A 26,894-nucleotide genomic window follows, 5' to 3' on the forward strand; every position below is an offset into this window, starting at 1 on the left:
CGTGACGCTCGCCCCGCGCGTGGTCGTCGTGCACCGCCGCAGCGCGCTCGACGAGCTGGTGGACCGCCACGGCACCCGCGGCCAGGCCGAGTTCTTCCTGCGGACGCGCGGCCGCGACCTCGCCGAGGTGCAGGCGAGCCACGACGCCCTCGCCGACGCGCTCGCGCGGACCCGGGCCGCGGTCCCGGCGCACTGGCGCCGCGGGGACGTCGACCGGGACGACCTGCACCGCTTCGCGTTCGAGCCGCAGGACGTGTGCCTCGTCGTCGGGAGCGACGGGCTCGTCGCCAACACCGCGAAGTACGTCGGCTCCCAGCCGGTCGTGGGCGTCGACCCCGAGCCCGGGCGCAACCCGGGCGTGCTCGTGCGCCACCGCCCGGCGGCCGTCGCGCAGGTCCTCGACGCGGTCGTGCGCGGCGCCGCCCGCGTCGAGCCCCGGGCGCTCGTGCGCGCGTCGCTCGACGACGGCACGTCCCTCGAGGCGCTCAACGACGTCTACGTGGGGCACGCGGGCCACCAGTCGGCCCGGTACGCGCTGCACGTCCCGGGCGGTGCGAGCGAGGCGCAGTACTCCTCGGGCGTCGTCGTCACGACGGGGACGGGCGCCACCGGGTGGGCCGTGTCGCTCGCCCGAGGACGGGCCGACGCTCCCCCGCTTCCCGGTGCGGCGGACGCCGCGCTCGCCTGGTTCGTGCGCGAGGCGTGGCCCTCGCCGAGCACCGGGACGACGCTCACGGCGGGGACGCTGGCCGCGGGCACCGAGCTCGGGCTCGTCGTGGGCTCGGACTCGCTGGTCGTCTTCGGCGACGGGCTCGAGGCGGACCGGCTGACCGCGACGTGGGGCCAGACCGTCCGCCTGGGGCTCGCGGAGCGCCGGCTCCGGCTCGTGGTCTGACGGCCTCGGCACCGTCCGCGGGGGCGCTCAGCCGATCGCCGCGAGCAGGTCGCCGCACGCCGCCTCGCACGCCCGGCACGCCTCGGCGCAGATCCGGCAGTGCTCGTGCATCCCGGCGTGCTGCTCGCACTCGTCGCCGCACGCGACGCACGCCGCGATGCACGCGGTGAGCAGCGCGCGCGTCACGTTCGCGTCGTAGCCCGTGTGCCGGGACAGCACCCGGCCCGTCGTCTCGCACACGTCCGCGCAGTCCAGGTCGCCGCGGATGCACGTGCGCAGGTCCGCGACCATCTCCTCGCTGAGGCACGCGTCCGCGCACGCGGTGCACGCCTGCGCGCACTCGATCGCGACGTCGACGACGCGGGCCAGGAGCCCCCGGTCCAGGGTGATCGAGGCGGGGTAGCTCCTCATCATCGCGGTGGTCTGCATGTCGCCCTCCAGCGGACGTCGCTCCGGAGGCGGAGGACGCCCGTCGCGCGGGTGGGGACGTGCACCGCCGATGACCCCTCCACGCTAGGGCGGCGCCCGCCGGGTCGCACGCGGGTGCGGACCGGACACGGCCCCGCGGCGGGGCCCCGCAGCCGGCGTCCCGTCGGGCGCGGACCGACGACCGCACCGCCGCCGCGTCAGCCCTGGCCGGAGCGGTCCGGCAGCTGCTGGACCGACCACTCGTTGCCGTCCGGGTCCCGGAACCCCGTGAACCGGCCCCACGGGTAGTCCTCGACGGGCGGCGCCTCGACGCCGCGCGCGAGCAGGTGCTCGCGCGCGGCGTCGGCGTCGTCGACGACCACCTGCAGCCCGCGCACCGATCCGGGCTCCGCGTCCGAGAGACCGAGCCCGAAGGCGATCGAGCACGCCGAGCCGGGCGGCGTGACCTGCACGAACCGCAGCCCCTCGGCGACCACGTTGTCCTGGTCGACGCCGAACCCCAGCTGGTCCGCGTAGAACGCCTTGGCGCGGTCCACGTCGCTGACCGGGACGATCACGAGCTCGAGCCTGAAGTCCACGGGGGCCTCCACCGACCGGGCCGCCGACCCGACGCCGGCGGCGGTCCCCCATCGTCCCGCCGACGACCGCGGCCGCGACAGCCCCGGACGGGCGCGGCGGGCTGCCCCTTCGCCCCTTCCTGCGCGCCGTCCGGGACGCGCCCGGGCGACGGTGCGAGCGGTTGCGCGCCCCGGTGCACCGCGCGAGCATCGCGCGATGACGACCGCCGAGCGCGCGCACGACCTGGTCCTGTACGGCGCGACCGGCTTCGTCGGCCGGCTCGTGGCGGCGCACCTCGCCGAGCACGCACCGCCGACGGCCCGCATCGCCCTCGCGGGTCGCTCGCACGCCCGGCTCGCCGAGGCCCGCTCCGCCCTCCCGGCCGCGGCCGGCGCCTGGCCGCTCGTGGTCGCCGACGCGCACGACCCGCAGTCCCTCGCGGCCCTCGCCGGAGCGGCGCGCGTCGTCGTCACGACCGTCGGGCCGTATGCCCGCCACGGCCTGCCGCTCGTCGAGGCGTGCGCCCGGGCGGGCACGCACTACGCGGACCTCACCGGCGAGGTGCTGTTCGTGCGCGAGGCGGCGGACCGGTTCGACGCGGTCGCGCGCGGGTCCGGCGCACGCCTCGTGCACGCGTGCGGCTACGACTCCGTGCCGTCGGACCTCAGCGTCCTGCTGCTGCACCGGCGCAGCGCCGCCGACGATGCCGGGACCCTGACCGAGGCCCGGCTCGTGGCGACGGCGCGCGGCGGGTTCAGCGGCGGCACGGTCGAGTCGATGCGCGGCGTGGTCGCGGAGGCGCTGCGCTCCCCCGACGCTCGGCGGGTCCTCGCCGACCCGTTCTCGCTCAGCCCCGACCGGGCCGCCGAGACGTCGCTGCCGCAGCCGTCGGACGCGCCGCCGCCGCACCGCGGGCCGGACGGGGGCTGGACCGCGCCGTTCCTCATGGCGTCCTTCAACAGCCGCGTCGTGCGGCGCAGCAACGCGCTGCAGGGTTGGGCGTACGGGCGCTCGCTGCGCTACGGCGAGGTCATGGGGGTCGGACGCGGCGCGCGCGGGGCCGCCGCCGCGCTCGGGGTGACCGCAGCGCGCGGGCTGCTGCCTGCGGCGATGGCGTTCCCGCCGACGCGAGCCCTGCTCGACCGGGCGCTCCCCGCGCCGGGCACGGGCCCGTCCGAGGAGACGCGCGCGCAGGGCTGGTTCCGGATGCAGACCGACGCGATCACCACGTCGGGCCGCCGCTACCGGGCCGTCGCGGCGGCGCAGGGCGACCCGGGGTACGCCGCGACCGCGGTCATGATCGGCGAGGCGGGCCTCGCGCTCGCGCTCGACGAGGACCGGCTGCCGGACCGGGCGGGCTCGCTGACCCCGGCGACCGGCCTCGGCGACGCCCTCGTCGACCGGCTGCGCGCCGCGGGCCACACCTACGGCGTCGTGGAGCTCCGGCCCGCGCCGGCCGGTCGGGGCCGCTGACGGGGCAGACTCGTCGGGTGAGCGCGGTCCACCGGTACGACGTCGAGATCGTGCACCTGCTCGTCTCACCGCGGCACGCCTATGCCGGCCGCCCGCGCGACGGGGCTGCGGACGTCCCCACGACCGATGCCGCGAGCGTCGAGGTCGTCGCGGGCAAGGGCATCGTGGGCGACCGGTTCTTCGGGCACGCCGCGCACGCCGACGCCGCGGTGACCCTGCTGTCCGCCGAGGCGCTCGAGGCCATCGCCGCGGAGCTCGGCGCTCCCCCGTTCGACCCGCTGCGCGCGCGGCGCAACGTCGTCCTGCGCGGCGCCGAGCTGCCCCCGCTGCTCGGCGAGGAGCTCGTGCTGGAGCAGCCCGGCGGCGCGGTGCGCCTGCGGGCCGCGCGGCCTGCGGCGCCGTGCGCGTGGATGGACCGCGTGCTCGCGCCGGGCGCGCACGCCGCGATGCGGGGCCGGGGCGGCCTGCGCTGCCGACCGCTCACGACCGGGACGCTGCGGCGCGGACCGGCCACGCTCGTCAGCCCGGTCCCGCTCGACGTAGCCCGGGCGGGTGCTCCCGGGCCCGCGCGCCGCGCACCCCGGCCCGCCTGACCGGCGCCGGTCACCCGGCGTCCCCCGACGTCCACGTCGCCCGCACGAGATCTCCGCACGGACGCGCCTCGGCGCATACGTAGCAGCGCTAGGGTCGATACCCTGCAGATCTAGGTATGGAGGCGATGTGCGCATCGACAAGGACCTCGTGGCCGCCTCGGCCACACCGCTCGTGCTGGGGATCCTCTCCGACGGCGAGCAGTACGGCTACGCGATCCTCAAGCGCGTCGGCGAGCTCTCGGGCGGACGCATGCAGTGGACCGACGGGATGCTCTACCCGCTCCTGCACCGGCTCGAGCGCGTCGGCTACGTGTCGTCGTCGTGGAGCACGTCCGAGGCGGGGCGACGGCGCAAGCACTACGCGCTCACGCCCGCCGGCCGCGAGGCACTGACCGACCGCCAGGAGCAGTGGACGGTCGTCGCCGACGCGCTGCGGCAGGTCTGGCAGCAGGCCCAGCGCCCCGCGGGGCTCGTGGAGGGGTGGGCGTGATGGAGCAGCACGCGGAGCTCGAGGCGCAGGTCGACCGCTGGCGCGGGTACGTCCAGCGTCGCCGCGCGATCTCCACCGCCGACGTCGAGGAGCTCGAGGACCACCTGCGCGGCCAGGTCGCCGACCTCCAGGCGACCGGGCTCGACGACGAGGAGTCGTTCCTCATCGCGATCAAGCGCCTCGGCAACCTCGACGCCGTGTCGCGCGAGTTCGCCCGCGAGCACTCCGAGCGGCTGTGGAAGCAGCTCGCGCTCGTGCCCGACGGCCCGGACGACACCGGGTCCCCGTCCTGGCGCGAGCTCGCGGTCGTGCTCGGGCTCGCCGTCGGCGCCGGCCTGGCCGTCAAGGCGGGCGCGGCCTGGATCACCGACGAGAACGCGCTCGCCCGGAACGTCGGCGTGCTCGTCGTGCCGTTCGTCGCCGCGTACTTCGCGTGGAAGCGCCGGCTCACCGTCCCGGTCGCGGCGGCGCTCGTCGCGGCGCTCGCCGCCGTCGCCGTCGTGGTCAACGTCTACCCGTTCGCGCGCGGCGGCTCGACCGAGGTGCTCACCGTCGTGCACACGCCGGTCGTCCTGTGGCTGCTGCTCGGCCTGGCGTACGTCGGCGGCCGGTGGCGGTCCGACCGCGGCCGGATGGACTTCGCCCGGTTCACCGGCGAGCTCGCGATCTACCTCACGCTCCTCGCGCTCGGCGGCGGCGTGCTCATCGGGCTGACGTTCGCCGTCCTGGCGGCCCTCGGCGTCGACCTCGAGCCCGTCATGGAGGACTGGATCCTGCCGTTCGCGGTGCCCGGCGCGCTCGTCGTCGCCGCCTGGCTCGTCGAGGCCAAGAAGAACGTCGTGGAGAACATCGCCCCGGTCCTCACGCGGGTGTTCACGCCGCTGACGATCGTCATGCTGCTCGCCGTGCTCGTCGTGCTGCTGTCCTCGGGCGGCCTCGCGGACGTCGACCGCGACCTGCTCATCCTCATGGACGCGATCCTCGTGCTCGTGCTGTGCCTGCTGCTGTACTCGATCTCGGCGCGCGACCCGCTCGCGCCGCCCGGGGTGTTCGACGCGCTCCAGCTCGTGCTCGTGGTCGCGGCGCTCGCCGTCGACGCCGTGATGCTGACGGCGATGCTGACCCGCATCGCGGAGCTCGGGTCGAGCCCCAACCGGGTCGCCGCGCTCGGCCTCAACGTCCTGCTGCTGGTCCACCTCGTCGGCTCCGCGTGGCTCACGGCGCGCTTCCTGCGCCGGCAGGCCGGGTTCGCGACGCTCGAGCGCTGGCAGACGCGGTATCTCCCGGTCTACGCCGCGTGGGCGGCCGTCGTCGTCGTCGCCTTCCCGCCGGTCTTCGGCTTCGTCTGACCCGCACCGCGGCGCGCCCGGGGCCGGAGCCGGGCGCGCCGCGGGCGCGGGCGCGGGCGGAGGCTGCCTGCGCGCGAGGGTGTCGCAGCGATGGACGTCCGACCCCGCCCACGACATGCTCGTGAGCACCGTGCCGGCGTCGTGCCGGACCGTGCCGGCGCCGTGCCGGGACAGGGGGCACACGGACGCGAGGAGCTCAGCGTGGTCGCTCTGCACACCGCCGTCGCGATCGTCCTGGCCATCGGCCTGATCATCCGGTTCAAGGTGAACCCGGTGATCTCGCTGATCCTCGCCTCGCTCTACCTCGGCCTGGCGTCGGGCGTGGGCTTCGCGGGGACCATCGAGGCGATCACGGTCGGCTTCGGCGAGATCATGACCGAGGTCGGGCTGCTCATCGGCTTCGGGGTGCTCATCGGGGCGCTGCTGCACTCCACCGGCGCGTTCCAGCGGATGGTGCGCGTGCTGGTCCGCGCGGTCGGTGCGACGCGGTTGCCGTACGCGATGGCGACCCTGCTCTCGACGATCCTCCCGTCGATCTACGTCGACGTGCAGGTCGTCCTCGCGTCGCCGGTCGCCCGCTCGGCGTCGCCGCACGTCGGCCGCAACGGGCTCCCGCTGATGGCCTCGGCGCTCGGCGCCGGGATCTTCGCGGGCTACGTGTTCGTGATCCCGGGCCTCGCGGCGATCTCCATCGCGGGGCTGCTCGACATCCCGCTCGGCCGGTGGCTGCTGTACGGGATCGTGATCGGCCCGCTCACGGCCGTCCTGACGAGCCTGGTCATGCGGCTCGTCCTGCGCGGCGGGTTCTGGAAGCCGGAGTCCGACGAGGAGGTGGACGACGCGCTCGTCGAGCAGGAGGCGCACGCCGCCGCGGGTGCCGAGGAGCCGTCCGCGAACCGCCCGCTGCCGCTGTGGCTCATGCTGCTGCCGATCCTCGTGCCGCTCGTCATGATCGGGTTCGGCGCGTTCGCCGACCTGCTCGGCTTCGCCACCCCGCTCGTCGAGTTCGTCGGTGACGCGAACGTCGCGCTGTTCGTCGGCCTGCTCGGTGCCTACCTGCTCTCCCGCCGGACGGCGGGCCGGCAGCGCACGGACGACGCGCTCGACGACGGGTTCCACACGACCGGCGAGATCCTGCTCATCACCGGCGTGGGCGGCTCGCTCGGCGCGGTCATCACCCGGACGGACCTCGACCAGGTCCTCGCCGGGCTGTTCCAGGCGGACGCCGGCGCACCCGTCCTGCTCAGCGTCCTGCTCGCGTGGTTCATCGCGGCGCTCCTGCACCTCGCGATCGGGTCGGTCTCCGTCGCCGCGATCACGGCCGCGGGCATCATCGCCCCGGTGCTCACGTCGCTCGACGTCGCACCGATCGTCATCGGTCTCGCGATCGCCTCGGGCGCGATGTTCGCGCTCCAGGTCAACAGCAACTTCTTCTGGATGTTCAAGGCGCTGCTCGGGCTGTCGACGAAGGGCAGCCTCAAGACCCTGACGCTGGGCACCTCGATCGCGTCGGCGGTGTCGCTGCCGATGGTGCTGGTCGTGTCGCTGTTCGCGTAGGCGGCCGGGCGACCCCGAGCTGTCGGCAGTGCGCGACGACGTCCGGCGCGCGCCCCGTCAGCGAGCGCACCGGGCCAGGCCGGACCGGACCGGCGACGCGTCCTCGTCGCGCCCCTTCGCCTGACGCAGCAAGGGGCGCGAGGACCGCCGTCCCCGCGCCCCTTGCGCCGCCCGGTGCTCCCCGGCGTCAGTCCTGCGGCGGCGCGGCCGAGATGTCCGCGAGCGCGGAGTCGGAGTCCAGCGCGACGGCGAGGTCGCCGATCGTCACGATGCCGACGGCCTGGTCCCCCTCGACCACCGGGACGCGCCGCAGGGCACGCTCGCGCATGAGGTGCACGACCTCGGCGACGTCGTCGTCCGGGCCGACCGTGACGAGCTCCTCGGACGCGAGCTGGCCCACCGGCGCGTCGAGGCCGATCCCGGCGGCGAGGCCGCGGACGACGAGGTCGCGGTCCGTGACGATGCCGACGACCGCGCCGTCCTCCGCCACGATCAGCGCGCCGACGTCCTGCTGGGCCATCGTCTGCGCGACGGCGTGCAGGGTGTCGGTCACCTCGACGACGGTGGGGTGCGGGGTCATGAGGCTCGAGACGGTGCGTGCCATGTGTACCTCCTGGTGCGCGGTGCGGTTCGAGCGTGCGCTCGACATCGCCTCCACTGTTCAGCACGCCGCGGGGACCCGCATCCGCAGACCCTTCGGCGCGGACCCGGTGCTCGGGCTGTGCGACGAGCACGATCTCGCGGTGTCCCAGGCGGGGCAGGTGGTCGACCATGACGCGGCCGGCCCCCGACATCGAGGTCGGAAAGGCCGACCCTGGTGCGGTCGCCGGGCAGCCCGACCAGGGCACCAGGCCGCGGCGCCTCCCGCAGGACGGGCAACCCGACAGGTCCATCCATGAGCCGTCATGTCACCCGGAAGACCGGCCATCCGATCTCCGTGCGCCAGGCGGCTGGGTCGCCGGTGTCGCGAGGCCCTACGCGGTAGACCTCCCGGACGGGCCCGGCCACCGACATCGCGTTCTCCACGACCCAGGCACCGAGCTCGCCGTAGGTGACGTCGACCCCGTCGTGCTCGCCGACGTGGGTGGTCACCGCCAGCTCGGCGGCGGGCAGGGTCACGGCGTGCACCCGTCCGGTGCGCGGTGGGCGGGAGGTCGGCAGGTAGACCAGCACCCGGCCGCGGCCCTCCTCGAACAGGGCGTTGTCGTAGGCACCTCCCGGTGGCCCGGTCACGCCCGCGCCGACGGCCACCTCCAGCTCGGCCATCGCGCCGGCGAACCACGCCTCGACGTCGCCGTGGCCGATCACCGCCTCGACCGCCGCGACCTCGCGGGCGGGTTCGGCGCGCAGCTCGACCTCGATCGGCGCGGGGTCGGGCTGGAGGAGGCGGCGCAGCGAGGTCACCGCGGCACGGGTGCGGTCGAGCTCGGCCTCCAGCCGCCGGAGGTGCCCCGCGACCAAGGTGGACCGGGCGCCGGGGTCCGGCGTCCGCAGGATCTGCTGCACGTCACCCAAGGGGACGTCGAGCTCGCGGAGGCGGTGGATGACCTGGGCGGTGGGGATCTGCTCGACGGTGTAGTAGCGGTAGCCGGTCGCCCCGTCCACGACGGCCGGCTCGAGCAGCTCGTCCTCGTGGTACCGGCGCAGCGTACGCACGCTCAGGTGGGTCAGACGCGAGAACTCCCCGATGGTCAGCACGCGCCCAGTCTGGGGGCTCCCCCAGGGGGAGGGTCCCACGCTTGACCCTCCTGCGCCGCGAGGCCGCACGGTGACGACATGACACACACCGACCTCAGCTCCGACATCCTCCCGACCACCGTCCGCGACTTCCTCGCCGCCAGCACCGTGCACGACGCCGACACGGCCTCGTCGTTCCTCGTCGAGGACGTCGTGGTCGTCGACCAGGACGAGACCTTCCGAGGCCGCGACAAGGCGCACGCGTTCCTGCGCGACGCCGGCGCGCAGTTCGAGTACACCACCGAGCAGATCGGCGCCCGCCGCGTCGACGACGACCACTGGGTGGTGACGCTGCGCCTCGAGGGCACCTTCCCGGGCGGCGTGGCCGACCTGGACTACCGCTTCACCCTGCGCGGCGACCTCGTGACCGAGCTCGTCATCGCCAACCACGAGGCGTGAGCCCCACCGCAACCACCGGACCGCCAGAGGAAAGAGACACGATGTCCAGCAAGGAGCGTGACCGCCTCGACGGCCGCCGCGCGCTCGTCACGGGCGGGTCCAAGGGTTCGGGCAAGGCCGTCGTCACCCGCCTGCGGGAGATGGGCGCCGACGTGTGGACGACGGCGCGGACGATGCCTGACGGGTACGACCGTCCCGACAGGTTCATCGAGGCAGATACCTCGACCGTGGCCGGCGCGCAGCTCGTGACGGACCGCATCGCCGAGTCCGTCGGCGCGCTCGACATCCTGGTGCACGTCGTCGGGGGCGCCTCGACGCCGTCGGGTGGGTTCGCGGTCATCACCGAAGAGCAGTGGATGACCGAGCTGAACCTGAACCTCCTGGGTGCGGTGCGGCTCGACCGGTCCCTCCTGCCGGCGATGGTCGGGGCCGGGTCGGGTGTGGTGCTGCACTTCACGTCGATCCAGCGGGAGCTACCGCAGTACGACGCGTCGCTGGCCTACGCGGCGGCGAAGGCTGCGCTGCGCACGTACGGCAAGGGCCTCGCCAACGAGCTGGCACCCCGCGGCGTGCGGGTCAACGCGATCAGTCCCGGCGGCATCGAGACCGAGGCCTACGAGCGGTTCGTCGACCGGATCGCCGAGGGCAACGGGCTCTCCCGCGAGGCCGCCGAGCAGACGATCTACGACTCCCTCGGCGGGGTTCCTCTGGGGCGCTTCGCCCAGCCCGAGGAGGTCGCCGACCTCGTCGGGTTCCTCGTGTCGGACCGCGCCTCGGCCATCGTCGGCGCCGAGTACGTCATCGACGGCGGCACAGTCCCGACCGTATGAGCCGGCGGGGAGGGCCGCGAGGAGATCGTGGCCCTCCCCCGGTCCGGACCACCCGTGGACGCACCCGATGAGTCACCGACGACGAGGAACCCCATGACCACGCACAGCAGCACACCGGCCCTCGTCCGAAAGATCGCACCGCCGCCACTATTGGGCGAGGCGACGCCGACATCAGCATCAGCATCGGTTCAGTCGGCGCGCTCGGCGAGGCGTTTCGGCGCGCGTGAGCGCCACGCGGCGTGCACGAGGCCGTTCAAGGCCTGACCGCCCACGTCGGCCAACGGCACGCGAATGCCGATCGGGCGGCCCATCCTGACGAGTCGCTCGGCCGTGGGATGAGCGGCTAGGCCGAGCTCGGCGTCCTGGTCGTCCATGTGGAGCTGGACGGCACCGTCCTCGGTGACCGCGGCGAACCCTCGGCCGCGTATCGAGAACGACACCATCCCGAAGTGCGTGCCTTCCTCGACCTCAGGCAGGTCCAGCGCGGCCTTCCGCAGTTGCGCCACCGTCGTCACGACGGTGCTCCTGCCTCGGTGAGCGCCACGCGTCCGGTGACGACCAAGAGGATGTCCTTCGCCGGCATGGTGCGGATCTGAGTCGTTCCCTCGCCGACGCTGACGTCAGCGTCCGAGGCATCGAGGCGGACGCCTCGCAGGTCGACGCCGAAGTACTTCAGGTGACGGGGCCTCGCGTGGTCGAGCACGTGAGCGATGCGGTGTGCCGGCGGGCCGGGGAGCCCCAGCGGCTCGGTGATGTCGAGGCCGTGGCTGACGTCGTGACTCAGTGCTCCGGCCGGGCCGCCGCCGGGGGGCTGCCACGGGTGTTCGATGTTCGCGCGGAACAGGTCGAGAAGCTCGGCGTCAGTCATCCGCAGTGTCGTCCTGCGAGCGTCCTGGTCGGCGTACCGGTCGAACGAGAACCTGGCCCGTACGAGCCCGGCGAGGAACCGCGGTGGGCTGGCGCGGTACGGCATGGTGAGGTGGGCGACGACCTCGCGCACGCGCCACCCCGCGCACAGGGACGCGGCAGTCCACTGCTCGCCATCGAGGGTGGCGAGCAGCGTGGCGAGCCGTTCCCGCTCGGCGAAGCTCTCGGCGGCCAGGTTCTCGAGCAGCATCATGACCCTTTCGGTCGGGGACGGGGTTCGCTGCTTCTACGACCGAACGGCCCAGGATTCATCGGTCCGATGGCAGCGATGTGGGTAGCCCGAACTCGCTGAACCGAGCACCTGTACCGAGGAACGTCGTCGTCGCCGCTACCTGGCCCCGCACGACGTCGACGAGCACCAGGGCGAACGGTCGGAGCACTCCGTCGGCGGCTGGGCGGTACTGACCGAAGCCGGGAGCGCCGTTGATCGCTGTGGGGAGGAGCCGGTCGCCCGCACACGCATCGCTCGTGGTCATGAGCTCGGCGATGAGCGCACCACCGCGCAGCCACCACGGGAACGGCGGCATGGACGTGATCGCGTCCTCGCGCAGGATCGCGGTCAGTGCTGCGACGTCGTGGGCCTCGAAGGCAGCGACGTACCGTCGTAGGAGGTCTCGCTGGGCTTCGTCATTCGGATCCAGCACGTCCACGGGCTCGGTGCGCGCCATGTCCAACGCGGCACGAGCACGCTGGAGCGCACTGTGGACGGCGGCCACCGAGGTATCGAGGATGTCCGCGCTCTCGTGGCCCGAGAAGCCCAGGACGTCGCGCAGGACCAGGACGGCCCGCTGCCGAGCAGGCAGCCGCTGCAGCAGCACGATGAAGGCGAACCGCACGCTCTCACGCTCGACGACTCGGTCGGCCGGGTCGGACGCCAGCAGCACCCGCGCGTCCGGCATCGGCTCCACCCACCGGTCAGCAGGCAAGGCAGGGCCGAGGTCGGCGTTCCCTGCGGCCGGGCCGAGGTCCATCGGCACAGCCCGGCGCCGCGAACCTCGCAGCATGTCGAGGCAGACGTTGGTCGCGATGCGGTGGACCCACGTGGTCAGCCGCGCGCGGTCGGGCTCATACCGGTCCGCTCGGGCGGCCGCCCGGATCAGGGTCTCCTGAACGGCGTCGTCGGCATCTGCGGCCGATCCCAGCAATCCATAGCAGTACCCCGTCAGCGGCGTACGGAGCGCTTCAAGCCGCTCCCCGAAAGGGATACCGGGGTCCACCGCTTGCGCCGCTCCAGGTGTGGTCGTTCCCATGCGGCCACCCTCGCACGACCTCAGGACCGCAGCTGGCGGCCCCGGGCGCCGTCGGGCAGCCGGGGGCGCCGTAGGTGTCGCAGTCAACGCCCGAGCTCGACCTGCGGGTTCTGCTGGACCTGAGGGCTCTGGCCGCCGAGTCGGAAGGCAGTGTCGCGTCCGCACCAGGCGCGGCAGCGCGCACTCTGCTTCTCGGGTCGCTCCACGACCCCGGATTCGCGGCCTGGCGATCCCGAACGCTCAGAACATGAGGAGAAGCTATGTCAGCGCGCGCCTGGGTGCGCACCGCAGCCGTGTGCGGCGTGCTCGGGCTCGCGACCACCATCGCGCTCGCGGCTCGTCGTCACGATATGAGTCCGCGCTGCGAGGGTGGGCTGCGTGGGGGGGTGGTCTCTACACAACCAGGCGGAACCACACGGTCTTGCCCGGGCGGGCTGGGCGCGGGTGGTGACCCCAGGACGCGGACATCATGTCGACGAGCGGCAGGCCCAGGCCGCCAGGGGTCTGCGGGTCGGGGTCCCGAATCTGTGGCGAGTCCTGGCTCGAGTCGGACACCGCGACGGTCAGTCCGGTGAGGGCGAGGCTCATCCGGACCTCGATCTCCCCGCCGAGGGCGTGGACGATCGCGTTCCCGACCAGCTCGCTGGTGAGCAGTGCCAGGACCGCCTGGATCTCCGAGCTGATCCCCCAGTCCTCGGCACGGTCGCTCGTCCAGTGCCGGGCTACCCACACCGCACCGCGGTGGGCGGGCATCCGCAGCTCTTTCGCGACGACGAGCAGGCCCGCCGGGCCGATCTGCTCGTGGGTCCACTGCGCCCGGCCCGAGGGGACGTCGTGGAGCAGCACGTGCTCGTCCAACGAGTGGGTGGTCATGCGCTCTCCTCGGGTCCCGTCGCGTCCGGGCGTGTGTTCGCATTCGGGCGCGACCGTCGGGAGTCAAGGGAGGCTGACGACGGTGTCCGACCAGCATCACACGCCATCGGGGGAAGTGGCGGTCCGAGCGGGCTCTCGCGGTGGTCGCCCCTGGCGCTCCGAGCGGTCCCTGCCGGTCGCGGGGATCCGCTCAGAGCGCAGGAAGTGCGCGGCTCAGTTGGTGAGGGTGGGCGCCGCGGGGTGGGACAGTGAGGGGTCGTTGGTCGACCACCACCCAGCAGGGTGCCCGTCACCGGCCTTGGCGCCAGGCGCCGGAAACGAGTCGGTGGACCCCATGCAAGCGACCCTCGACCAGTTCGCCGCTCGAGCCGTGACCAGGCTCGGTGAGGGCTTCCGGTGCAGCGTGATGCTGCGCAGAGGCTCCCGTCTGGATCAGGTGGCGAGCAACGACCCGGGCGCCGCGGCGTGTGATCAGGTCGAGGTGCGCGAGGGTTCGGGGCCCTGCGTCACCGCGATCGACCAGCTGCACGCCGTGGTCGTCGACGACCTCGACACCGACACCCGATGGCCGACCTGGAACCAGGCCGCCCGAGACCAGGGGTTCCGCTCCTTCCTGGCGCTTCCGGGATACGTCGACGAGACCACCACCGTGGCGCTCAACGCCTACAGTGCGCGCCCCGCCACATGGACCTCCCACGACGTCGTCCAGGTCGACCTCTACGTCCAGGAGCTCGCCGCCGCCCTGCACCACGCAAGCACCTGACGCCCAGCCGCACTGCAGGCACACACCTGAGGGAACTCAGGTGAACGCCGCGCCCTGCGGGCTGGCACGTGTGGTGGGGAGCGTTGCTCTGATGTCGCCGGCTCGGGCGGTCCAGCACGGCCCGACCGGCCAGGTGCGACGCGGACCGTGTGTGGCGTGGGTGAGCGCCTCGACCGCCACGGCGTCCGAGGTGGACCGTTCCTGCCGACGGCGGCGGTCAGGTACCTGGACCGTCCCGAAGCTCGATGTGAGACTGTAGAGGGGTCGATGGTTCTCATCGCGGCCTACCGAGTGTCGCGCGTCACCGGTGCACGGGCGGCGCAGCCGTCGGAAGGGCCGGCTCCTCGTGGGCGAGCTGTCCCCGTACCTGCACGAGCTGGCGGTGCAGGCCGCTACCCACTTCGGGCAGCACACCCAGACGAGCATCACCTTCACCTACCAGGGTGCCGTCGTGCGGGCGGCGAGCAGCGACGAGCCCGCGGCGCGTTGCGACCAGGTCGAGGCCCGCACCGGGACCGGTCCGTGCGTGCAGGCGATGGATCAGCTGCATGCGGTGCTCGTGCCGCGCATCCCTGACGACGGGGACGCGTGGGCGCAGTGGCGTGACCAGGCGCTGGCGGAGGGCTTCGTGTCCGCGGTGGCGATGCCGGCCCACGTCCGCCCCGGGGTCGCGGTCACGCTGAACCTGTACTCCGGCGAACCGGACCCGTGGGATGCCCAGGCGTTGCTGGACGCCGACGCGCACGTCCAGGCGGTGGCTGTCGCGCTCCGTGCCCGGCTGACCGAGCCGGTACCGACGCTCGACCGCGAGGTGCGCCGGGCGCTGGACGCCCGGGCGCTGCTCGACCATGCCGTCGGAGTCCTCATGCACGCCAACGCCAGCACCCCGCAGGAGGTCTCCGAGGTGCTCTCGCGCATGAGCATCGAAGGCGACCTGAGCCTGGAGCAGGCCGCCGTCCTGGTGTTGCGCAGCCTCGAACCTTCTGCGGACGTCGACGCCCTTCCCACACCGAACCGCCCGAGTGACTGACCGACCCCACGAGGAGAACCCAGCGCTGGGGGTACGCCTCGACCGTGGACCTGACGGAGAGCAGGGCCTGGCTCGGACCCGGCCCTGGTCGCGCAAGCTCCGCGGGAGATGTTGACGCCCCGCGGCTACACGACGAAGGGAATGGTCGAGTGGACCGGTTGGCTGAACGTGCCGAGGCCATCATCGAGCTGCAGGAGCTGGTCCTGGCGACGGCGAGCGTGGAGGAGTTCACGACCGCCGTCGCGCGAGCGGCCGAACATCACATCGCGGACGGGTCCCACGTCGGGATCACCCTGCGGCGCCGCGGGCACAGCACCGGAGTCGCCAGCAGCGACGAACGAGCCGCACGGTGCGACGAGGTGGAGTACACCGCCGGCGAGGGCCCGTGCCTGGCCGCGATCGAGACCGGTGAGCGGATCGTCGTCCACGAGATCACCACCGAGCAGCGTTGGCCGGCATGGCGCGAGGTGGCCGAGGAGGCCGGATTCAGGTCAGCTGCAGCCCTCCCCCGGAAGGTCGCCGACGATGTGGCCATCGCGCTGAACCTGTACTCCGAGGCACCGGCGGCGTGGGACGCCGAGGCGCTCGCCCGGGCCGAGACGTACGCCGACGAGCTCGCCCGTACCCTGCGCCTGCTGTTGCGCTCGGCGGCCCAGGCCCAGGTCAACGACGACCTCAAGGCGGCGCTGGCCTCTCGGGCCATCATCGACCAGGCGATGGGCGTGATCATGGCCCAGAACCGCTGCTCCGCCGACGAGGCGTTCCAGATCCTTCGCGGGGCTTCCCAGAACCGCAACGTCAAGCTCCGCGACGTGGCCGCCGCTCTCATCGAGGGCATCACCGGCATCCCGGCCGTCGAGCCGGCCGAGTTCGCCCCGCGCTCGACGGCGCCTGACGCACGCCGAGCCCAGCCGACCACCAGCCCTCCCCGCTGACGATGGAACCGGTACCCGAGACCGCCGAACTGCTGCGCGAGCTGCGTACCTCAGGCGGGACCGACCTCGAGGCGAAGCTGCGGCGGATGGCCGAGCACGTCGCGGAGGTCGTGCCCTCCTGCGTCGGGATCAGCCTGAGCATCGCTGACGCCAACCTGGTCTTCACCCTCGCGTCCACGTCCCCACAGGCCTCGGCCCTGGACGGCGTGCAGTACACGACCAGCGGACCCTGCGTCCAGACCGCGCTCGACGGCATCGAGCTCACCGTCGAGGACGTGCTCGACGAGGACCGCTGGCAGCAGTTCGCCGTGGCCGCCGCAGCCGAGAACGTCCGCAGCAGCTTGTCCCTGCCTGTGTCCGTCGCGGGCGGGCACGGGTCGATCAACCTCTACGCCGCCGACCCCCATGCGTTCAACGGCAACCTCGAGTCCCTGCGCGAGGTGGTCGGACCCGGAATCGACGCCGCCGTGACGAACGGCGACCTGCCGTTCCGCACGCGGGCATACGCCGCGGACGGCCCTCGATCTCTGCGCGAGTTCGACCTCGTCGAACAGGCCGTCGGCTACCTCACCGCCGAACAGGGCCTCGAGCCCGACCGCGCCCGCCAGCACCTTCACGAAGCCGCTCAGCGCGCTGGCATCGACCCCCTGACCCTCGCTCGCACACTTCTCAACACCACCTGACCGCTCAGGAGCCGCGGAGGGGGCGAGGCGCTGCTGCGCTCGAGGCTGCGCCCGACTGCCCCGCGGGAGGTCTCGAACAGGCTTTGGCACGCCACGTCCTGTGAGATGCGCCTGAAGGATCGTCTGAGTGCACGCAGGTGCCGACGGCGTCCTGAACGCACGATCTCGACCTGGTTGATCGGCCGACGACGACGCGATCCGGCCCTCGGGAACCGAACCTGAGCACCTCGAGGCGGCCGGCTCGCTCCGTCCGCAGCATCGGCGCACTGGTGATGTCTGCCTCCGCATCCCGCCCGAGTGCCGCCGCCAGGCGCCGGACGGTCTGCAGCCAGCGCGGACTTCCCGGAGCCCCCTGGCCGGCACGATCGCAGCGCTGAGCGGCCACCTTGGGGTTGGGTCGCCCCGCCCGGCGCGAAGGGCGCGTGCGCCCCACCTCGCTCGCGTCCGCAGATGTCCGGCTGCGTCCGCTGCCCACATCCTGTCCGCATCAACGCCAGAGGCCCCCTCGATCCGAAGATCGAGAGGGCCTCTGAACTGCTACTTCACATGTAGCGGGGGCAGGATTTGAACCTGCGACCTCTGGGTTATGAGCCCAGCGAGCTACCGAGCTGCTCCACCCCGCGTCGGTGTCTCTAGAGTACGTCACCGCCGCGGAGGGACCAAATCGGTCCTGGTCACGTGCCCGAGTACGCCGCCTCGAGCGCCGCGACGTCGATCTTCTGCATCCCCATCAGGGCCGCCGTGGCGCGCGCGACACCAGCCGCGTCGGGCCGGGACATGACGTCGTCGAGCTGGCGCGGGACGACCTGCCACGAGACGCCGAACCGGTCGCGCAGCCACCCGCACTGGCTGGTGCGTCCACCGTCCGCGGAGAGCTCCTCCCAGTAGCGGTCGACCTCGGCCTGGTCCTCGCACGTGAGGTAGAACGAGAACGCCTCGTCGAGCGTGAACGCGGGGCCGGCGTTGAGGAACGTCGCGGGCATCCCGTCGATCACGAGCTCGACGATGAACGGCGCGCCCTCGGGCACGTCGGGGATCCCGGGCGGAGCCGTCACGACGCTCGTGATCGTCGTGTTCGGGATCGTCTTCGCGTAGAACTCCGCGGCCTCCTCGGCGCGGTCGTGGAACCACAGGTGCGGTCGTACGGCGCCCATCTCGGGTACCTCCTGGTCGGTGCGGGTCGGTGCAGGTGGGTGTGAGGCCTCCCCCGTGCAGACCCCGACGCGTCCCCGGACTCATCGGTCGACCTCGCCGCTGCCCGGCCACGACGAAGGGCCCGGACCGCACCGGCCCGGGCCCCTCGTCGCGTCGCTCAGGGCGTCAGTCGAGCTCTGCTTCCGCCGCGATGGCGTCCGCCAGGGCGGCGTCGAGGGCGTCCTGCGCCTCGCCGTACGCCGCGAAGTCGCCCGCAGCGAGCGCCGCCTCGCCCCGTTCGATCGCCTCGCGCGCCTCGGTCAGCGCGGTGTCGAGGCGTGTGCGGGCGTCGGCCGCGCCGCCCCCGGTGCCGCCCCCGGTGTCCGGCTCGGCGCCGGTGTCGGTGCCCGGGTCCGTCCCCGTGTCGGTGCCCGGGTCCGTCCCGGTGTCGGCGCCCGGGTCCGTCCCGGCGTCGCCGCCCTCGGCCCCGGCGTCCCCGTCGAAGACCTGGTCGAGCGCCTCGTCGAGCGTGTTCGCGAACCCGATCTCGTCACCGAACGCCACGAGGACCTTCTGCAGCAGCGGGAACCGCGTCCCTGCGGACGACTGCACGTAGACCGGCTGCACGTACAGCAGGCCGCCGCCGACGGGCAGCGTCAGGAGGTTGCCGCGCACCACCGTGGAGTTCTGCTGCGCGAGCAGGTTGAGCTCCGTCGAGACCGTCGGGTTCGAGTCGAAGTTGTTGTTCACCTGACCCGGTCCGGGGACCGTCGAGTCGCGGGGCAGCTCGAGCAGCCGCAGCTGGCCATAGCCCTCCGCCGGCTCGCCCGCCTGGTCACCGGCCTCCGCGTCGACCGCGAGGAAGCCGCTGAGCACGTTGCGCGCGTTCGTCGTCCCACCTGAGGCCGGGATGAACGTCGACATGAGCGAGAAGGTCGCGCGCTCCTGGTCGGGCATCTTGAGCGTCAGGTAGTACGGCGGCTGCGGCACCTGGGCGTCACCAAGCGTCGGGTCGTTCGGGTTGGCCCAGAAGTCACCGCCCGAGAAGAACTCCTCGGCCTCGGTCACGTGGTACCGCGTGAGCAGGTTGCGCTGCACCTTGAACAGGTCCTCGGGGTAGCGCAGGTGGCTCATGAGGTCCCCGCTGATCTCCGAGACCGGCTTGAGGCTCGACGGGAACACGTCCTGCCACGCCTGCAGCACCGGGTCCTCGGTGTCCCACGCGTAGAGGTTCACCGTGCCGTCGTACGCGTCCACGGTCGCCTTGACCGAGTTGCGGATGTAGTTGACGGTCTGCGGCAGCAGCGCGTCGATGCTCTCGGAACGCTGCGTGACCGAGTCGATCGTCGCGTCGTCGAGCGCGCGCGACGCGGCGTAGGGGTAGCCGTCGCTCGTCGTGTACCCGTCGATGACCCACACGACCCGACCGTCCACGACCGCGGGGTACTGCCGGCCGTCGATCGTCAGGTACGGCGCGACCTTCTCGACGCGCGTGCGCGGGTCGCGGTCGTAGAGGATCTGCGACTCGGACGTCACGCGCTCCGAGAAGAGGATCTCCTGCGAGCCGAACTTGAGCGCGTAGAGCAGCTTGGTGAGCGGGTCGCCGATCTCGGGTCCCGCGGACACCTCGTCGGTCGGGAACGAGGTGTTGACCTGGCCGCCGGACTCGTCGTCCGGGTAGTCCAGCTCCCAGTCGCGGGCACCGTCGGGCGCACCGACGATCGAGTACAGCGGCGACTCCGGGCTGAAGTAGATGCGCTCCTCGTACTCGCCCATCTGGCCGGAGGAGGGGATGCCCTGCTCCCAGAACGCGGGACGCCCACCGGCGGCCGTCGTGTTGCCGTACGCCGCGACGACCCCGAACCCGTGCGTGTAGACGGTGTGGTCGTTGGTCCAGTTGCGCTGGCCCTCGCTCAGCCCGTCGAGCGCGAGCTCGCGGACGGCGATCACGGTGTCCTGGCTCTCGCCCTCGATCTCGTACCGGTCGACGGCGAGGGTGTCCGCGAAGCTGTAGTAGCCCTTGTTCTGCTGCAGCTGCCGGAACGACGGGCTGACGATCTGCGGGTCGAGCAGGCGGATCGACGCCGTCGTGTCGGTGTCCGCACGGAGCTGGCCCGCCTCGGCGGTGACGTTCGCCTCGTACGGCTGGACGGCGACGTCCTCGAGGTCGAACGCCTTGAGGGTCGCGTCGATGTTGCGCTGGATGTACGGAGCCTCCGCGTCCTGCTGGTTCGGCGTGACCTGGAAGCGCTGGACGACCGCGGGGTAGACACCGCCCACCGCGACCGCGGCGACGACCATGAGCCCGAGGCCGATGGCCGGCAACCGCCAGTTGCCGCGCACCGCGGTGATGACGAACAGGATCGCGACGAACACCGCGACGCCGGCGAGGATCGCCTTCGACGGGATCACCGCGTTGACGTCGGTGTAGCTGGCGCCCTCGAACCGGCTGCCCTCGCGCGTCAGCACCGAGTAGCGGTCGAGCCAGTAGTTCGCCCCGATGAGGAGCATGAGCGCCGCGCCGAGGATCGACAGGTGGATGCGCGCGGACGGCGTGGTCCGGGGTGCGCCCGCCGGTCCGCCGACGCGGATCCCGCCGTACAGGTACTGGGTCGCGATGCCGCCGATCGCCGAGAGCACGACGACCGCCATGAGGAACGACACGACGAACCGCAGGCCGGGCAGCGTGAACACGTAGAACCCGATGTCGAGCCCGTACTCGGGGTCCTTCTCGCCGAACGGGACGGCGTTCATCCAGAGCTGGACCGTGCTCCACTGCTGCGACGCCGCGCCGCCGGCGAACAGCCCGAGCACCGCCGGGCCGGCGACCATGACGAGGCGGCGCAGCGGCTCGATGGCCTCGCGGTACTGGTCGAGGCTCGCCTGCTCCTGCGTCGACGGCGCGTAGATGGGCCGCGAGCGGTACGCGAAGCTCAGGCTCGCCGCGACGCCCCCGGCCATGAGCAGGAAGCCGAGCGCGAAGAGCACGGCGCGCGTGCCCCACTCGGTGCGCAGGACGCCGACGTAGCCGAGCTGGTCGAACCAGAGGACCTCGGTCCAGACCTGCGCGAGGATCAGGACGAGCACGACGATCACGCCGAGCACGACGAGGGTCGGTCCGAGCGGGCCGCGCCGTCGACCGGGTGGCCGCGGGCTGGGTCGGCGGGCGGTGGGGTTCGCGAAGGTCACGGGGTCAGGGTCCTCGTCATCGGTGACAGCTGGGGCACAGTCCGTGAACGTCCCGCCGCTGCCCGGGGTTCCCGTGGGAGCGGGTACGGATGGGACGATGTCGGACGTGGACGAGCCCATCCTGCCCCTGTCACCCCCGTCGGCGCGCGCGAGCCTGGCCGAGGCCGTCCGCGAGATCGAGCGGCACGTCGCGACAGGCGGCTGGGACGGCCCGGTGCGGGTCTTCGCGCTGGTGCGCACCGCCGCGGCGCTCGCCGCCGAGCCCGGCCTCGCCGCGCAGCTGCCGCCCGCCGTCGTCGCGCTCGCCCGGCACGACGAGCACCACCTGACGTCGGTCGAGCAGGAGGACCTGCCGGGCGCGACGGACCTCGAGCAGCTCCTCGCCGGGATCGAGTGGCCCGCGGGGGTCGACGGCGCGGCGGTCACCGTCGAGCGCGTCGTGCTGCCGCCGGCCGCAGAGGAGGGCGTCCCGACCGACCCCGACGAGGCGCTCGCCTACCTCATGGCGCACCCCGACCGGCAGGACGTGCGGATCGCGGTGGGCGCGCTGCGCGACGGCACGAGCTGGTGCGCGGTCCGCAGCCGCAGCAACGACAGCGACGACTCCGTCGGCCAGGGGCCGGACCTCGTGCCCGGGCTCGTCGAGGCCGTGGTCGCGACCCTGCACTGAGCCGCGCGCGTCCCGCCGCGGCGGGCCGCGCAGCAGCGGCGGCCCGGCGGCGCCGGTCCCGTCAGGAGCAGGCCGGCAGGTCGTCCGTCTCGCCGGCGCCGATCGCGACGACCGCCTCGCGCGCGTCGTGCAGCGTCGCCACGGACACCACGCGCAGCCCGTCCGGCACGTGCCCGACGACCTCGTCGCAGTTGCCCTCGGGCGCCAGGAACCAGGTGGCGCCGTCGCGCACCGCGCCGCCGAGCTTCTGCTGGATGCCGCCGATGGGCCCGACCTCGCCCGACGCGTCCATGGTGCCGGTCCCCGCGATCACGGCGCCCTGCGCCTCGTCCTCCGGGGTCAGCCGGTCGATGATCCCGAGCGCGAACATCGTGCCGGCGCTGGGCCCGCCGATGTCCTCGATCTGGATCGTGACCTCGACGGGCTCGCCGATCTCCGGGTCGATCACGGGCAGCTCGAACTGCGGGTCGACGAGCACGCCGAGCCGGCTCCCGCCGCCCTCGCGCTCCCCGGTCACGATCTCGAGCTCGCGGTCCTCGTCCGCGCGCACGACGCCGAGCCGCACGGTCGTGCCCGGCTCGATCTCCCGGAGCAGGTCGGTGAGCTGCGTGAACGACGTCAGCGTCGTCCCGTCGAGCGACGCCAGCACGTCGCCCTCCTCGACGACGCCGTCGGACCCGCTGCCCTCCTCGGCGCCGGCCACGCTCAGCGTCGCGGGGACCTCGTGCCCGAGCTCCTCGAGCGCGGCGACGGTCGCGTTCTCCTGCGACGAGACCATCGCGGCCTGGTTCTGCTCCTTGAGGCTGTCCTGCGAGACGTCGGGCGGGAAGACCTCCTCGACCGGGCGGACCGCGGTCAGCGGGTCCCACCAGCCGCGCAGCACGTCGACGACGTTCGACGGGTAGCCGGGGCCGCCGGTCGTGGAGACGGTGGTGAGCAGCAGCTCGCCCGTCGCGGGGAAGGTCTCCGCGCCCTCGATCGAGATGAGCGGCGTCCCGGACTGCTCGCCGAGCGTGTCCCGGGTCGGGCCGGGCGAGCTCACCGCGTAGGGCGCGGGCAGCACGACAAGGCCCCCGAGCAGCACGGCGGTCCCGAGCATCGCGACGGAGAGCGTGACGTTGCGCGGCGAGACGGGCGTCGGGTCGTCGTCGGCGCCGGGCGCGCCCGGCGCGTCCACCGCGACGGGTCCCCCGGCGGCGGACGACCCGTCGTGCTGGCCGGCGGCACGCGTCAGGTCATCGCCCGCCACGCCGCCGCGGGCCTCGGCGCCGTCGCTCGCGGCGGCACGGCTCGGGTACCCGGAGGTCCGGGCGTGGGCGGGGAGGTTCTCGTCGGGCACCCCCCGATCATCCCCTACGCCGGCCGCGCGCCTGCTTCAGGACGGCGGCGGTCCCGATCAGCGCGACCGCCGCACCCGCCGCGCCGAGGGCCGCCGCGTCGCGCGCGCCGAAGCGCCGGCCCGCGAGCGCGATGCGACCCTGCACCGCGACCAGCAGCACGTCGAGGCACTCCGCGGTGGTCCATCGCGCCTCCCAGCCGGCCGCGCGCAGCCCGTCGCTCGCGACCGACCACGGGTACACCGCATACGCGAGCTCGGCGCCGGGTGCGGGCAGGACGCCGACCCGGTGCAGGCGCTCCGCGGTGCCGAACGCCGTGGCGGCTGCGAGCTCGACGCGCCGCATCCCCGCCGCGGCCTCGACCTCGCGCGCGCTCAGCTCGTCGGCGGCGCCGACGGTCAGCGGGCCGGTGAGCCGCGCGTCGACGGCGGTCGCGACGGCCGACGCGAGGTCGTCGACGTGCACGAACTGCCAGCACCGCTCCACGCCCCGGACCGTGAGCAGGCGCGGCGCCTCGAAGTGCCGGGTCAGGAGCGTGTCGAGCCCGGGCCCGACGAGCGCGGCCGGGCGCAGGACCGTCACGAGCGGCGACCGGCGCCGGGCCGCGCGCGCGAGCACCGCCTCGACCGCGAGCAGGTCGCCGACGACGCCGTCGCGCAGCCCGTCGTCCGGCGCCTCGCCCGTCCGGCGCAGCGAGCGCCCGGCCCCGCTGCCGTGCCCCAGGATCGGGTCGCCGTCGTGGATCGTCGGACGGTCCGGGGCAGCCCCGTGCACCATCGCCGACGACACCGCGACGAGGTGCCGCACGCCCGCCTCGCGCGCCGCCGAGACCACGCGCGCCGCGTGCGCGACCGCCTCGGCGCGCCGCTCCTCGGCGGGCACGGCCCACGCCGCCTGGAGGTCCCCGCCGTGCGCGACGAGCACCACGACCTCGGCGCCCGCGAGCGCCGCGTGCGGCTCCTGCTCGGGCACCGCGTCGAGCCGCCGGACCACCCGCGGGCCGTTCGCGGACAGCCAGCCGTCGAGCGCCGTCGCGACCGGTCCGACGCCCACGACGACGAGCTCGCCCGGCACCGCGTCCCCGCCGCGCGCACCACTGCGCCCTGAGCGAACCTCGCGCTGCACCATCTCGTCGCCTCTGCTCTGTGGTTACCGTGGGACACCGCCTGCCTCCCGCCGGCACATCGTCCCAGGAGCACGCCGATGAGCACCGACCGCCCCGCCGGATCGTCCCCCGACGGCGAGGACACCCCTGCGCCGTGGGACGAGATCCTGCGCCAGATGTTCGGACCGGACGCCGAGGAGGCGCTCGCCCAGCTCCGCGCGCAGGGCATGGACCCGGCGGCGATGGCGGCGGCCTCGGGGCTCCCCGACGACCCCCGGCTGCTCGGCCAGGTCCTCGACCAGGTCCGCCGCCTGCTCGCGTCCTCGGGCGAGGGGCCGGTCAACTGGGACATCGCGCACGACGTGGCCCGCCAGGCCGCGGTGACCGAGGGCGACCCGTCGCTGACCGCGCTCCAGGCGAAGCAGGTCAGCGACGCGCTGTCGGTCGCCGAGCTGTGGCTCGACGCCGCGACCGACCTGCCCCCCGCGGGCGGTCCGGTCCGTGCGTGGAGCCGCTCCGAGTGGGTCGAGCAGACCCTGCCGACGTGGCGCACGCTCACCGAGCCCGTCGCGTCGTCGCTCACGACCGCGCTCGCCGGCGCCCTCGCCGAGCAGATGCCCGAGGACCTCGACGCGCAGGGGCTGCCCCCGGGGATGCTCGTGCCCGGCACCCCGACCGACCCCGCCCAGCTCGTGCGCACCCTCGGCGCCGCGGTGTTCGGGATGCAGGTCGGCCAGGCCGCCGGGACGCTCTCGCGCGAGGTCTTCGGGATCACCGACATCGGCCTGCCGCTCGTCCGGGAACCCTCGACCGCGCTCGTCCCCTCGAACGTCGAGGCGTTCGCCGCCGGGCTCGACGCACCGCTCGAGGAGGTCCGCCTCTACCTCGCGCTCCGCGAGGCCGCGCACGCCCGGCTGTTCACGCACGTCGCCTGGCTGCGCGCGCACCTGCTCGGCGCCGTCGAGGCGTACGCCCGCGGCATCACGGTCGACCTCGACCAGCTCGAGGAGGCCGTCGCCTCGATCGACCCGACCGACATGTCGGCGCTGCAGTCCGCGCTCTCGGGCGGTGTCTTCAACCCGCACACGACGGACGAGCAGAAGGCCGTGCTCGGCCGGCTCGAGACCGCCCTCGCGCTCGTCGAGGGCTGGGTCGACGAGGTCACGTCCGTCGCGGCCCTCCCCCACCTGCCGCACGCCGTTGCGCTGCGCGAGATGATCCGCCGGCGCCGCGCCGCGGGCGGACCCGCCGAGCAGACGTTCGCGACGCTCGTCGGCCTCGAGCTGCGCCCCCGCCGGTCGCGCGACGCCGCGGCGCTGTGGGCCCGCATCACGGCCGACGGCGGACCCGAGGCGCGCGACGCCGTGTGGGACCACCCCGACCTGCTGCCGACCGACGAGGACCTCGACGACCCGAACGGGTACGCGGCGCGGCGCCAGACGGCCAGCGACGCGGCGGCGGACGTCGACCGCGCGCTCGCGGAGATCCTCGGCGAGGAGCCGGAGAAGCCGCAGGGCTGACCGCAGGGAGCGCCCGGCACCCAAGCCGCGGGTACGTGGGCGCGGTCGGCCGGGCACCCGGCGCGTCACCCCTCCGGGCGGTCCGCGGGTCGCGACGTCACCGCTCCGGGCGGTCCGCCGCGACCTCGTCGACCTCGTCGAGCCCGGTGCCGTCGAGCCCCGCGTCGTCGTCCCCGCCGGTCGGGTCGTCCTCCGACTCGTCGTCCACGTCCCCGCCGAGCGTCGGCTGCTGGCCCGTGCGCGCGCGCTCGTGCCCGTACGCGACGCCCTCGAGGAAGCCCCGCGCGCGGTCCGTGCGCGGGTACGCGTCGAGCTCGGCCCAGAAGTCCGGCCCGTGACCGGCGTGCAGGAGGTGCACCAGCTCGTGCAGCAGCACGTAGTCGAGCACCCAGCCGGGCATGCCCTGCAGCCGGTCGGAGATCCGGATGGTCCCGTCGAGCGGCGTGCACGAGCCCCATCGCCGGCCCTGGTTGCTCGACCACGTGACGCTCGCCGGACGCGCCCGTCCGGCGAGGTAGCGCGCCGAGAGCCCGGCGGCACGCTCGGCGAGCTGCACGTCCGACGGCCGCCGCCGGCGCTCCTGCCGCTCCAGCCGGGTCACCATGCGCTGGACCCACTCGCGCTCCTGCGCACGCGTGAAGCGCGCGGGGATCGCGATGATCGTGCGGTCGCCGTCGCGGTAGGCGGTCACCGTGCGCACACGGTTGCGCGAGCGGCGCACCTCGACGGGGCCGACGGGCGTGTGCTCGGGCGGCGCGTCGGCGGTGCGCGGCGCGGCCGAGCGGGCGCGCGAGGAGGGTGTGCGGCTGGCACGCGACCCCGGCTCGGCGGACGTGCCGGCGGCGGGCTCGGACCTCGTCCGGCGGGCGGCCCCGGCCGGCGCAGCCCGACGCGGCCGGGCCGACTGCCCCGGCCCGGTTCCTGCGGGCATGGCGGAGGCGCCCTCGGCCGGGTGCTCGCGGCGCCGCTCCACGCCGTGCACGCTATCGGCTCGGGCCCACGGGATGCGCCCACCTCGCCGTGGCGCGTGCGACGCCGTCTGGCCGGCGCGCCGACGCACCACGAGGCCGGCGCGCCGAGTCCCCGCCCGCCGGCGACCGCCCGCCGGCGCCGCACGTCCCCCGAACGGGGGGGCACGGTTCCCTTCCGGGCCTCCATTACGGCGAGT

At 73.9% G+C, this 26,894-nt stretch carries 27 protein-coding genes and 1 tRNA gene; 14 read left to right on the top strand and 14 right to left on the bottom strand.

The features are described 5' to 3' along the window. Position 1 precedes the first annotated feature (1 nt). A complete protein-coding gene (locus CCE01nite_RS00250) occupies positions 2-895 on the top strand; it encodes an NAD(+)/NADH kinase (RefSeq protein WP_034635444.1) in 894 nt (297 codons plus the stop codon). 27 nt (positions 896-922) lie between these two features. Here the strand turns inward: CCE01nite_RS00250 and CCE01nite_RS00255 are convergent, their stop codons facing one another. Together CCE01nite_RS00255 and CCE01nite_RS00260 are read right to left on the bottom strand one after the other, a co-directional pair. Further along, entirely contained in the window at positions 923-1,324 is a 402-nt protein-coding gene (locus tag CCE01nite_RS00255; protein WP_034635441.1) for a four-helix bundle copper-binding protein, read from the bottom strand. A gap of 197 nt (positions 1,325-1,521) precedes the next feature. Then, positions 1,522-1,902 (bottom strand): glyoxalase superfamily protein, encoded by a 381-nt coding sequence (locus CCE01nite_RS00260; protein WP_034635439.1) that lies wholly within the window; start codon positions 1,900-1,902, stop codon positions 1,522-1,524. Positions 1,903-2,098: 196 nt separating this feature from the next. On the opposite strand from CCE01nite_RS00260, the gene CCE01nite_RS00265 reads away from it, so the two are divergent. The 5 genes from CCE01nite_RS00265 to CCE01nite_RS00285 all read left to right on the top strand — a co-directional run bounded on the left by CCE01nite_RS00265 (position 2,099) and on the right by CCE01nite_RS00285 (position 7,344). Further along, complete coding sequence (locus tag CCE01nite_RS00265; protein ID WP_141371824.1) at positions 2,099-3,355, top strand: saccharopine dehydrogenase family protein; 1,257 nt, start codon at positions 2,099-2,101, stop codon at positions 3,353-3,355. Between the two features lie 17 nt (positions 3,356-3,372). Next, the gene (locus CCE01nite_RS00270) at positions 3,373-3,948 is read left to right on the top strand and encodes an MOSC domain-containing protein (RefSeq protein ID WP_141371825.1); all 576 of its coding nucleotides are present in this window, start codon (positions 3,373-3,375) and stop codon (positions 3,946-3,948) included. Between the two features lie 127 nt (positions 3,949-4,075). Continuing rightward, positions 4,076-4,438, top strand: a complete 363-nt coding sequence (locus CCE01nite_RS00275) for a PadR family transcriptional regulator (protein ID WP_034630573.1) — start codon at positions 4,076-4,078, stop codon at positions 4,436-4,438. Next, a complete protein-coding gene (locus tag CCE01nite_RS00280) occupies positions 4,438-5,787 on the top strand; it encodes a permease prefix domain 1-containing protein (RefSeq protein ID WP_034630596.1) in 1,350 nt (449 codons plus the stop codon). The genes CCE01nite_RS00275 and CCE01nite_RS00280 overlap by 1 nt, the downstream gene beginning before the upstream one ends. A gap of 201 nt (positions 5,788-5,988) precedes the next feature. Then, positions 5,989-7,344, top strand: coding sequence for a GntP family permease (locus CCE01nite_RS00285; protein WP_034630568.1), 1,356 nt, complete (start codon positions 5,989-5,991; stop codon positions 7,342-7,344). 187 nt (positions 7,345-7,531) lie between these two features. Here CCE01nite_RS00285 and CCE01nite_RS00290 read toward each other — a convergent pair whose 3' ends face one another. Then, on the bottom strand, positions 7,532-7,948 hold the full coding sequence (locus CCE01nite_RS00290) for a CBS domain-containing protein (RefSeq protein ID WP_034630562.1): 417 nt from the start codon (positions 7,946-7,948) through the stop codon (positions 7,532-7,534). 299 nt (positions 7,949-8,247) lie between these two features. Further along, the gene (locus CCE01nite_RS00295) at positions 8,248-9,042 is read right to left on the bottom strand and encodes a MerR family transcriptional regulator (protein WP_034630557.1); all 795 of its coding nucleotides are present in this window, start codon (positions 9,040-9,042) and stop codon (positions 8,248-8,250) included. A gap of 78 nt (positions 9,043-9,120) precedes the next feature. On the opposite strand from CCE01nite_RS00295, the gene CCE01nite_RS00300 reads away from it, so the two are divergent. Then, on the top strand, positions 9,121-9,480 hold the full coding sequence (locus tag CCE01nite_RS00300; RefSeq protein ID WP_034630554.1) for a nuclear transport factor 2 family protein: 360 nt from the start codon (positions 9,121-9,123) through the stop codon (positions 9,478-9,480). Positions 9,481-9,521: 41 nt separating this feature from the next. Further along, on the top strand, positions 9,522-10,310 hold the full coding sequence (locus tag CCE01nite_RS00305) for an SDR family oxidoreductase (protein ID WP_084142720.1): 789 nt from the start codon (positions 9,522-9,524) through the stop codon (positions 10,308-10,310). A gap of 188 nt (positions 10,311-10,498) precedes the next feature. Here CCE01nite_RS00305 and CCE01nite_RS00310 read toward each other — a convergent pair whose 3' ends face one another. From CCE01nite_RS00310 to CCE01nite_RS00325, 4 genes are all read right to left on the bottom strand, one after another. Next, on the bottom strand, positions 10,499-10,825 hold the full coding sequence (locus CCE01nite_RS00310; protein WP_034630590.1) for an MmcQ/YjbR family DNA-binding protein: 327 nt from the start codon (positions 10,823-10,825) through the stop codon (positions 10,499-10,501). Beyond that, positions 10,822-11,430 (bottom strand): maleylpyruvate isomerase family mycothiol-dependent enzyme, encoded by a 609-nt coding sequence (locus CCE01nite_RS00315; protein ID WP_034630551.1) that lies wholly within the window; start codon positions 11,428-11,430, stop codon positions 10,822-10,824. The genes CCE01nite_RS00310 and CCE01nite_RS00315 overlap by 4 nt, the downstream gene beginning before the upstream one ends. 55 nt (positions 11,431-11,485) lie before the next feature. After that, positions 11,486-12,487, bottom strand: a complete 1,002-nt coding sequence (locus CCE01nite_RS00320; RefSeq protein ID WP_052104178.1) for an RNA polymerase subunit sigma-70 — start codon at positions 12,485-12,487, stop codon at positions 11,486-11,488. Between the two features lie 393 nt (positions 12,488-12,880). Next, on the bottom strand, positions 12,881-13,360 hold the full coding sequence (locus tag CCE01nite_RS00325) for an ATP-binding protein (RefSeq protein ID WP_084142719.1): 480 nt from the start codon (positions 13,358-13,360) through the stop codon (positions 12,881-12,883). A gap of 334 nt (positions 13,361-13,694) precedes the next feature. Between CCE01nite_RS00325 and CCE01nite_RS21120 the strand changes: the two genes are divergently transcribed. The 4 genes from CCE01nite_RS21120 to CCE01nite_RS00345 all read left to right on the top strand — a co-directional run bounded on the left by CCE01nite_RS21120 (position 13,695) and on the right by CCE01nite_RS00345 (position 16,771). After that, positions 13,695-14,123, top strand: a complete 429-nt coding sequence (locus tag CCE01nite_RS21120) for a GAF domain-containing protein (RefSeq protein ID WP_169744027.1) — start codon at positions 13,695-13,697, stop codon at positions 14,121-14,123. Between the two features lie 346 nt (positions 14,124-14,469). Beyond that, on the top strand, positions 14,470-15,153 hold the full coding sequence (locus CCE01nite_RS00335; protein ID WP_141371827.1) for a GAF and ANTAR domain-containing protein: 684 nt from the start codon (positions 14,470-14,472) through the stop codon (positions 15,151-15,153). Positions 15,154-15,302: 149 nt separating this feature from the next. Then, a complete protein-coding gene (locus CCE01nite_RS00340) occupies positions 15,303-16,088 on the top strand; it encodes a GAF and ANTAR domain-containing protein (RefSeq protein WP_052104177.1) in 786 nt (261 codons plus the stop codon). Between the two features lie 2 nt (positions 16,089-16,090). Beyond that, the gene (locus CCE01nite_RS00345) at positions 16,091-16,771 is read left to right on the top strand and encodes a GAF and ANTAR domain-containing protein (RefSeq protein ID WP_034630530.1); all 681 of its coding nucleotides are present in this window, start codon (positions 16,091-16,093) and stop codon (positions 16,769-16,771) included. A 549-nt stretch (positions 16,772-17,320) separates the two neighbouring features. Here the strand turns inward: CCE01nite_RS00345 and CCE01nite_RS00350 are convergent. The 3 genes from CCE01nite_RS00350 to CCE01nite_RS00360 form a co-directional block, all read right to left on the bottom strand. Continuing rightward, positions 17,321-17,394: transfer RNA gene (locus tag CCE01nite_RS00350), tRNA-Met, on the bottom strand. A gap of 51 nt (positions 17,395-17,445) precedes the next feature. Then, a complete protein-coding gene (locus CCE01nite_RS00355) occupies positions 17,446-17,925 on the bottom strand; it encodes a VOC family protein (protein ID WP_034630527.1) in 480 nt (159 codons plus the stop codon). 166 nt (positions 17,926-18,091) lie between these two features. Then, on the bottom strand, positions 18,092-21,094 hold the full coding sequence (locus CCE01nite_RS00360) for a UPF0182 family membrane protein (protein ID WP_034630524.1): 3,003 nt from the start codon (positions 21,092-21,094) through the stop codon (positions 18,092-18,094). Positions 21,095-21,191: 97 nt separating this feature from the next. Between CCE01nite_RS00360 and CCE01nite_RS00365 the strand changes: the two genes are divergently transcribed. Next, positions 21,192-21,764 (top strand): PPA1309 family protein, encoded by a 573-nt coding sequence (locus CCE01nite_RS00365; protein WP_034630520.1) that lies wholly within the window; start codon positions 21,192-21,194, stop codon positions 21,762-21,764. Positions 21,765-21,825: 61 nt separating this feature from the next. Here the strand turns inward: CCE01nite_RS00365 and CCE01nite_RS00370 are convergent, their stop codons facing one another. After that, positions 21,826-23,103 carry a YlbL family protein gene (locus CCE01nite_RS00370; RefSeq protein ID WP_246056235.1) on the bottom strand — a complete coding sequence of 426 codons (1,278 nt, stop codon included), beginning with the start codon at positions 23,101-23,103 and terminating at the stop codon, positions 21,826-21,828. A 7-nt stretch (positions 23,104-23,110) separates the two neighbouring features. Then, complete coding sequence (locus tag CCE01nite_RS00375; protein ID WP_141371828.1) at positions 23,111-24,175, bottom strand: NAD(P)H-binding protein; 1,065 nt, start codon at positions 24,173-24,175, stop codon at positions 23,111-23,113. A gap of 129 nt (positions 24,176-24,304) precedes the next feature. Here CCE01nite_RS00375 and CCE01nite_RS00380 point away from each other — a divergent pair, with 129 nt between their 5' ends. Continuing rightward, on the top strand, positions 24,305-25,726 hold the full coding sequence (locus tag CCE01nite_RS00380; RefSeq protein WP_034630507.1) for a zinc-dependent metalloprotease: 1,422 nt from the start codon (positions 24,305-24,307) through the stop codon (positions 25,724-25,726). A gap of 97 nt (positions 25,727-25,823) precedes the next feature. On the opposite strand, the gene CCE01nite_RS00385 is transcribed toward CCE01nite_RS00380, so the two are convergent. Then, entirely contained in the window at positions 25,824-26,447 is a 624-nt protein-coding gene (locus CCE01nite_RS00385; RefSeq protein WP_034630513.1) for a YgjP-like metallopeptidase domain-containing protein, read from the bottom strand. Between the last annotated feature and the right edge of the window lie 447 nt (positions 26,448-26,894).

The sequence above is a fragment of the Cellulomonas cellasea genome, assembly GCF_006538745.1.
GTDB lineage: Bacteria > Actinomycetota > Actinomycetes > Actinomycetales > Cellulomonadaceae > Cellulomonas_A > Cellulomonas_A cellasea.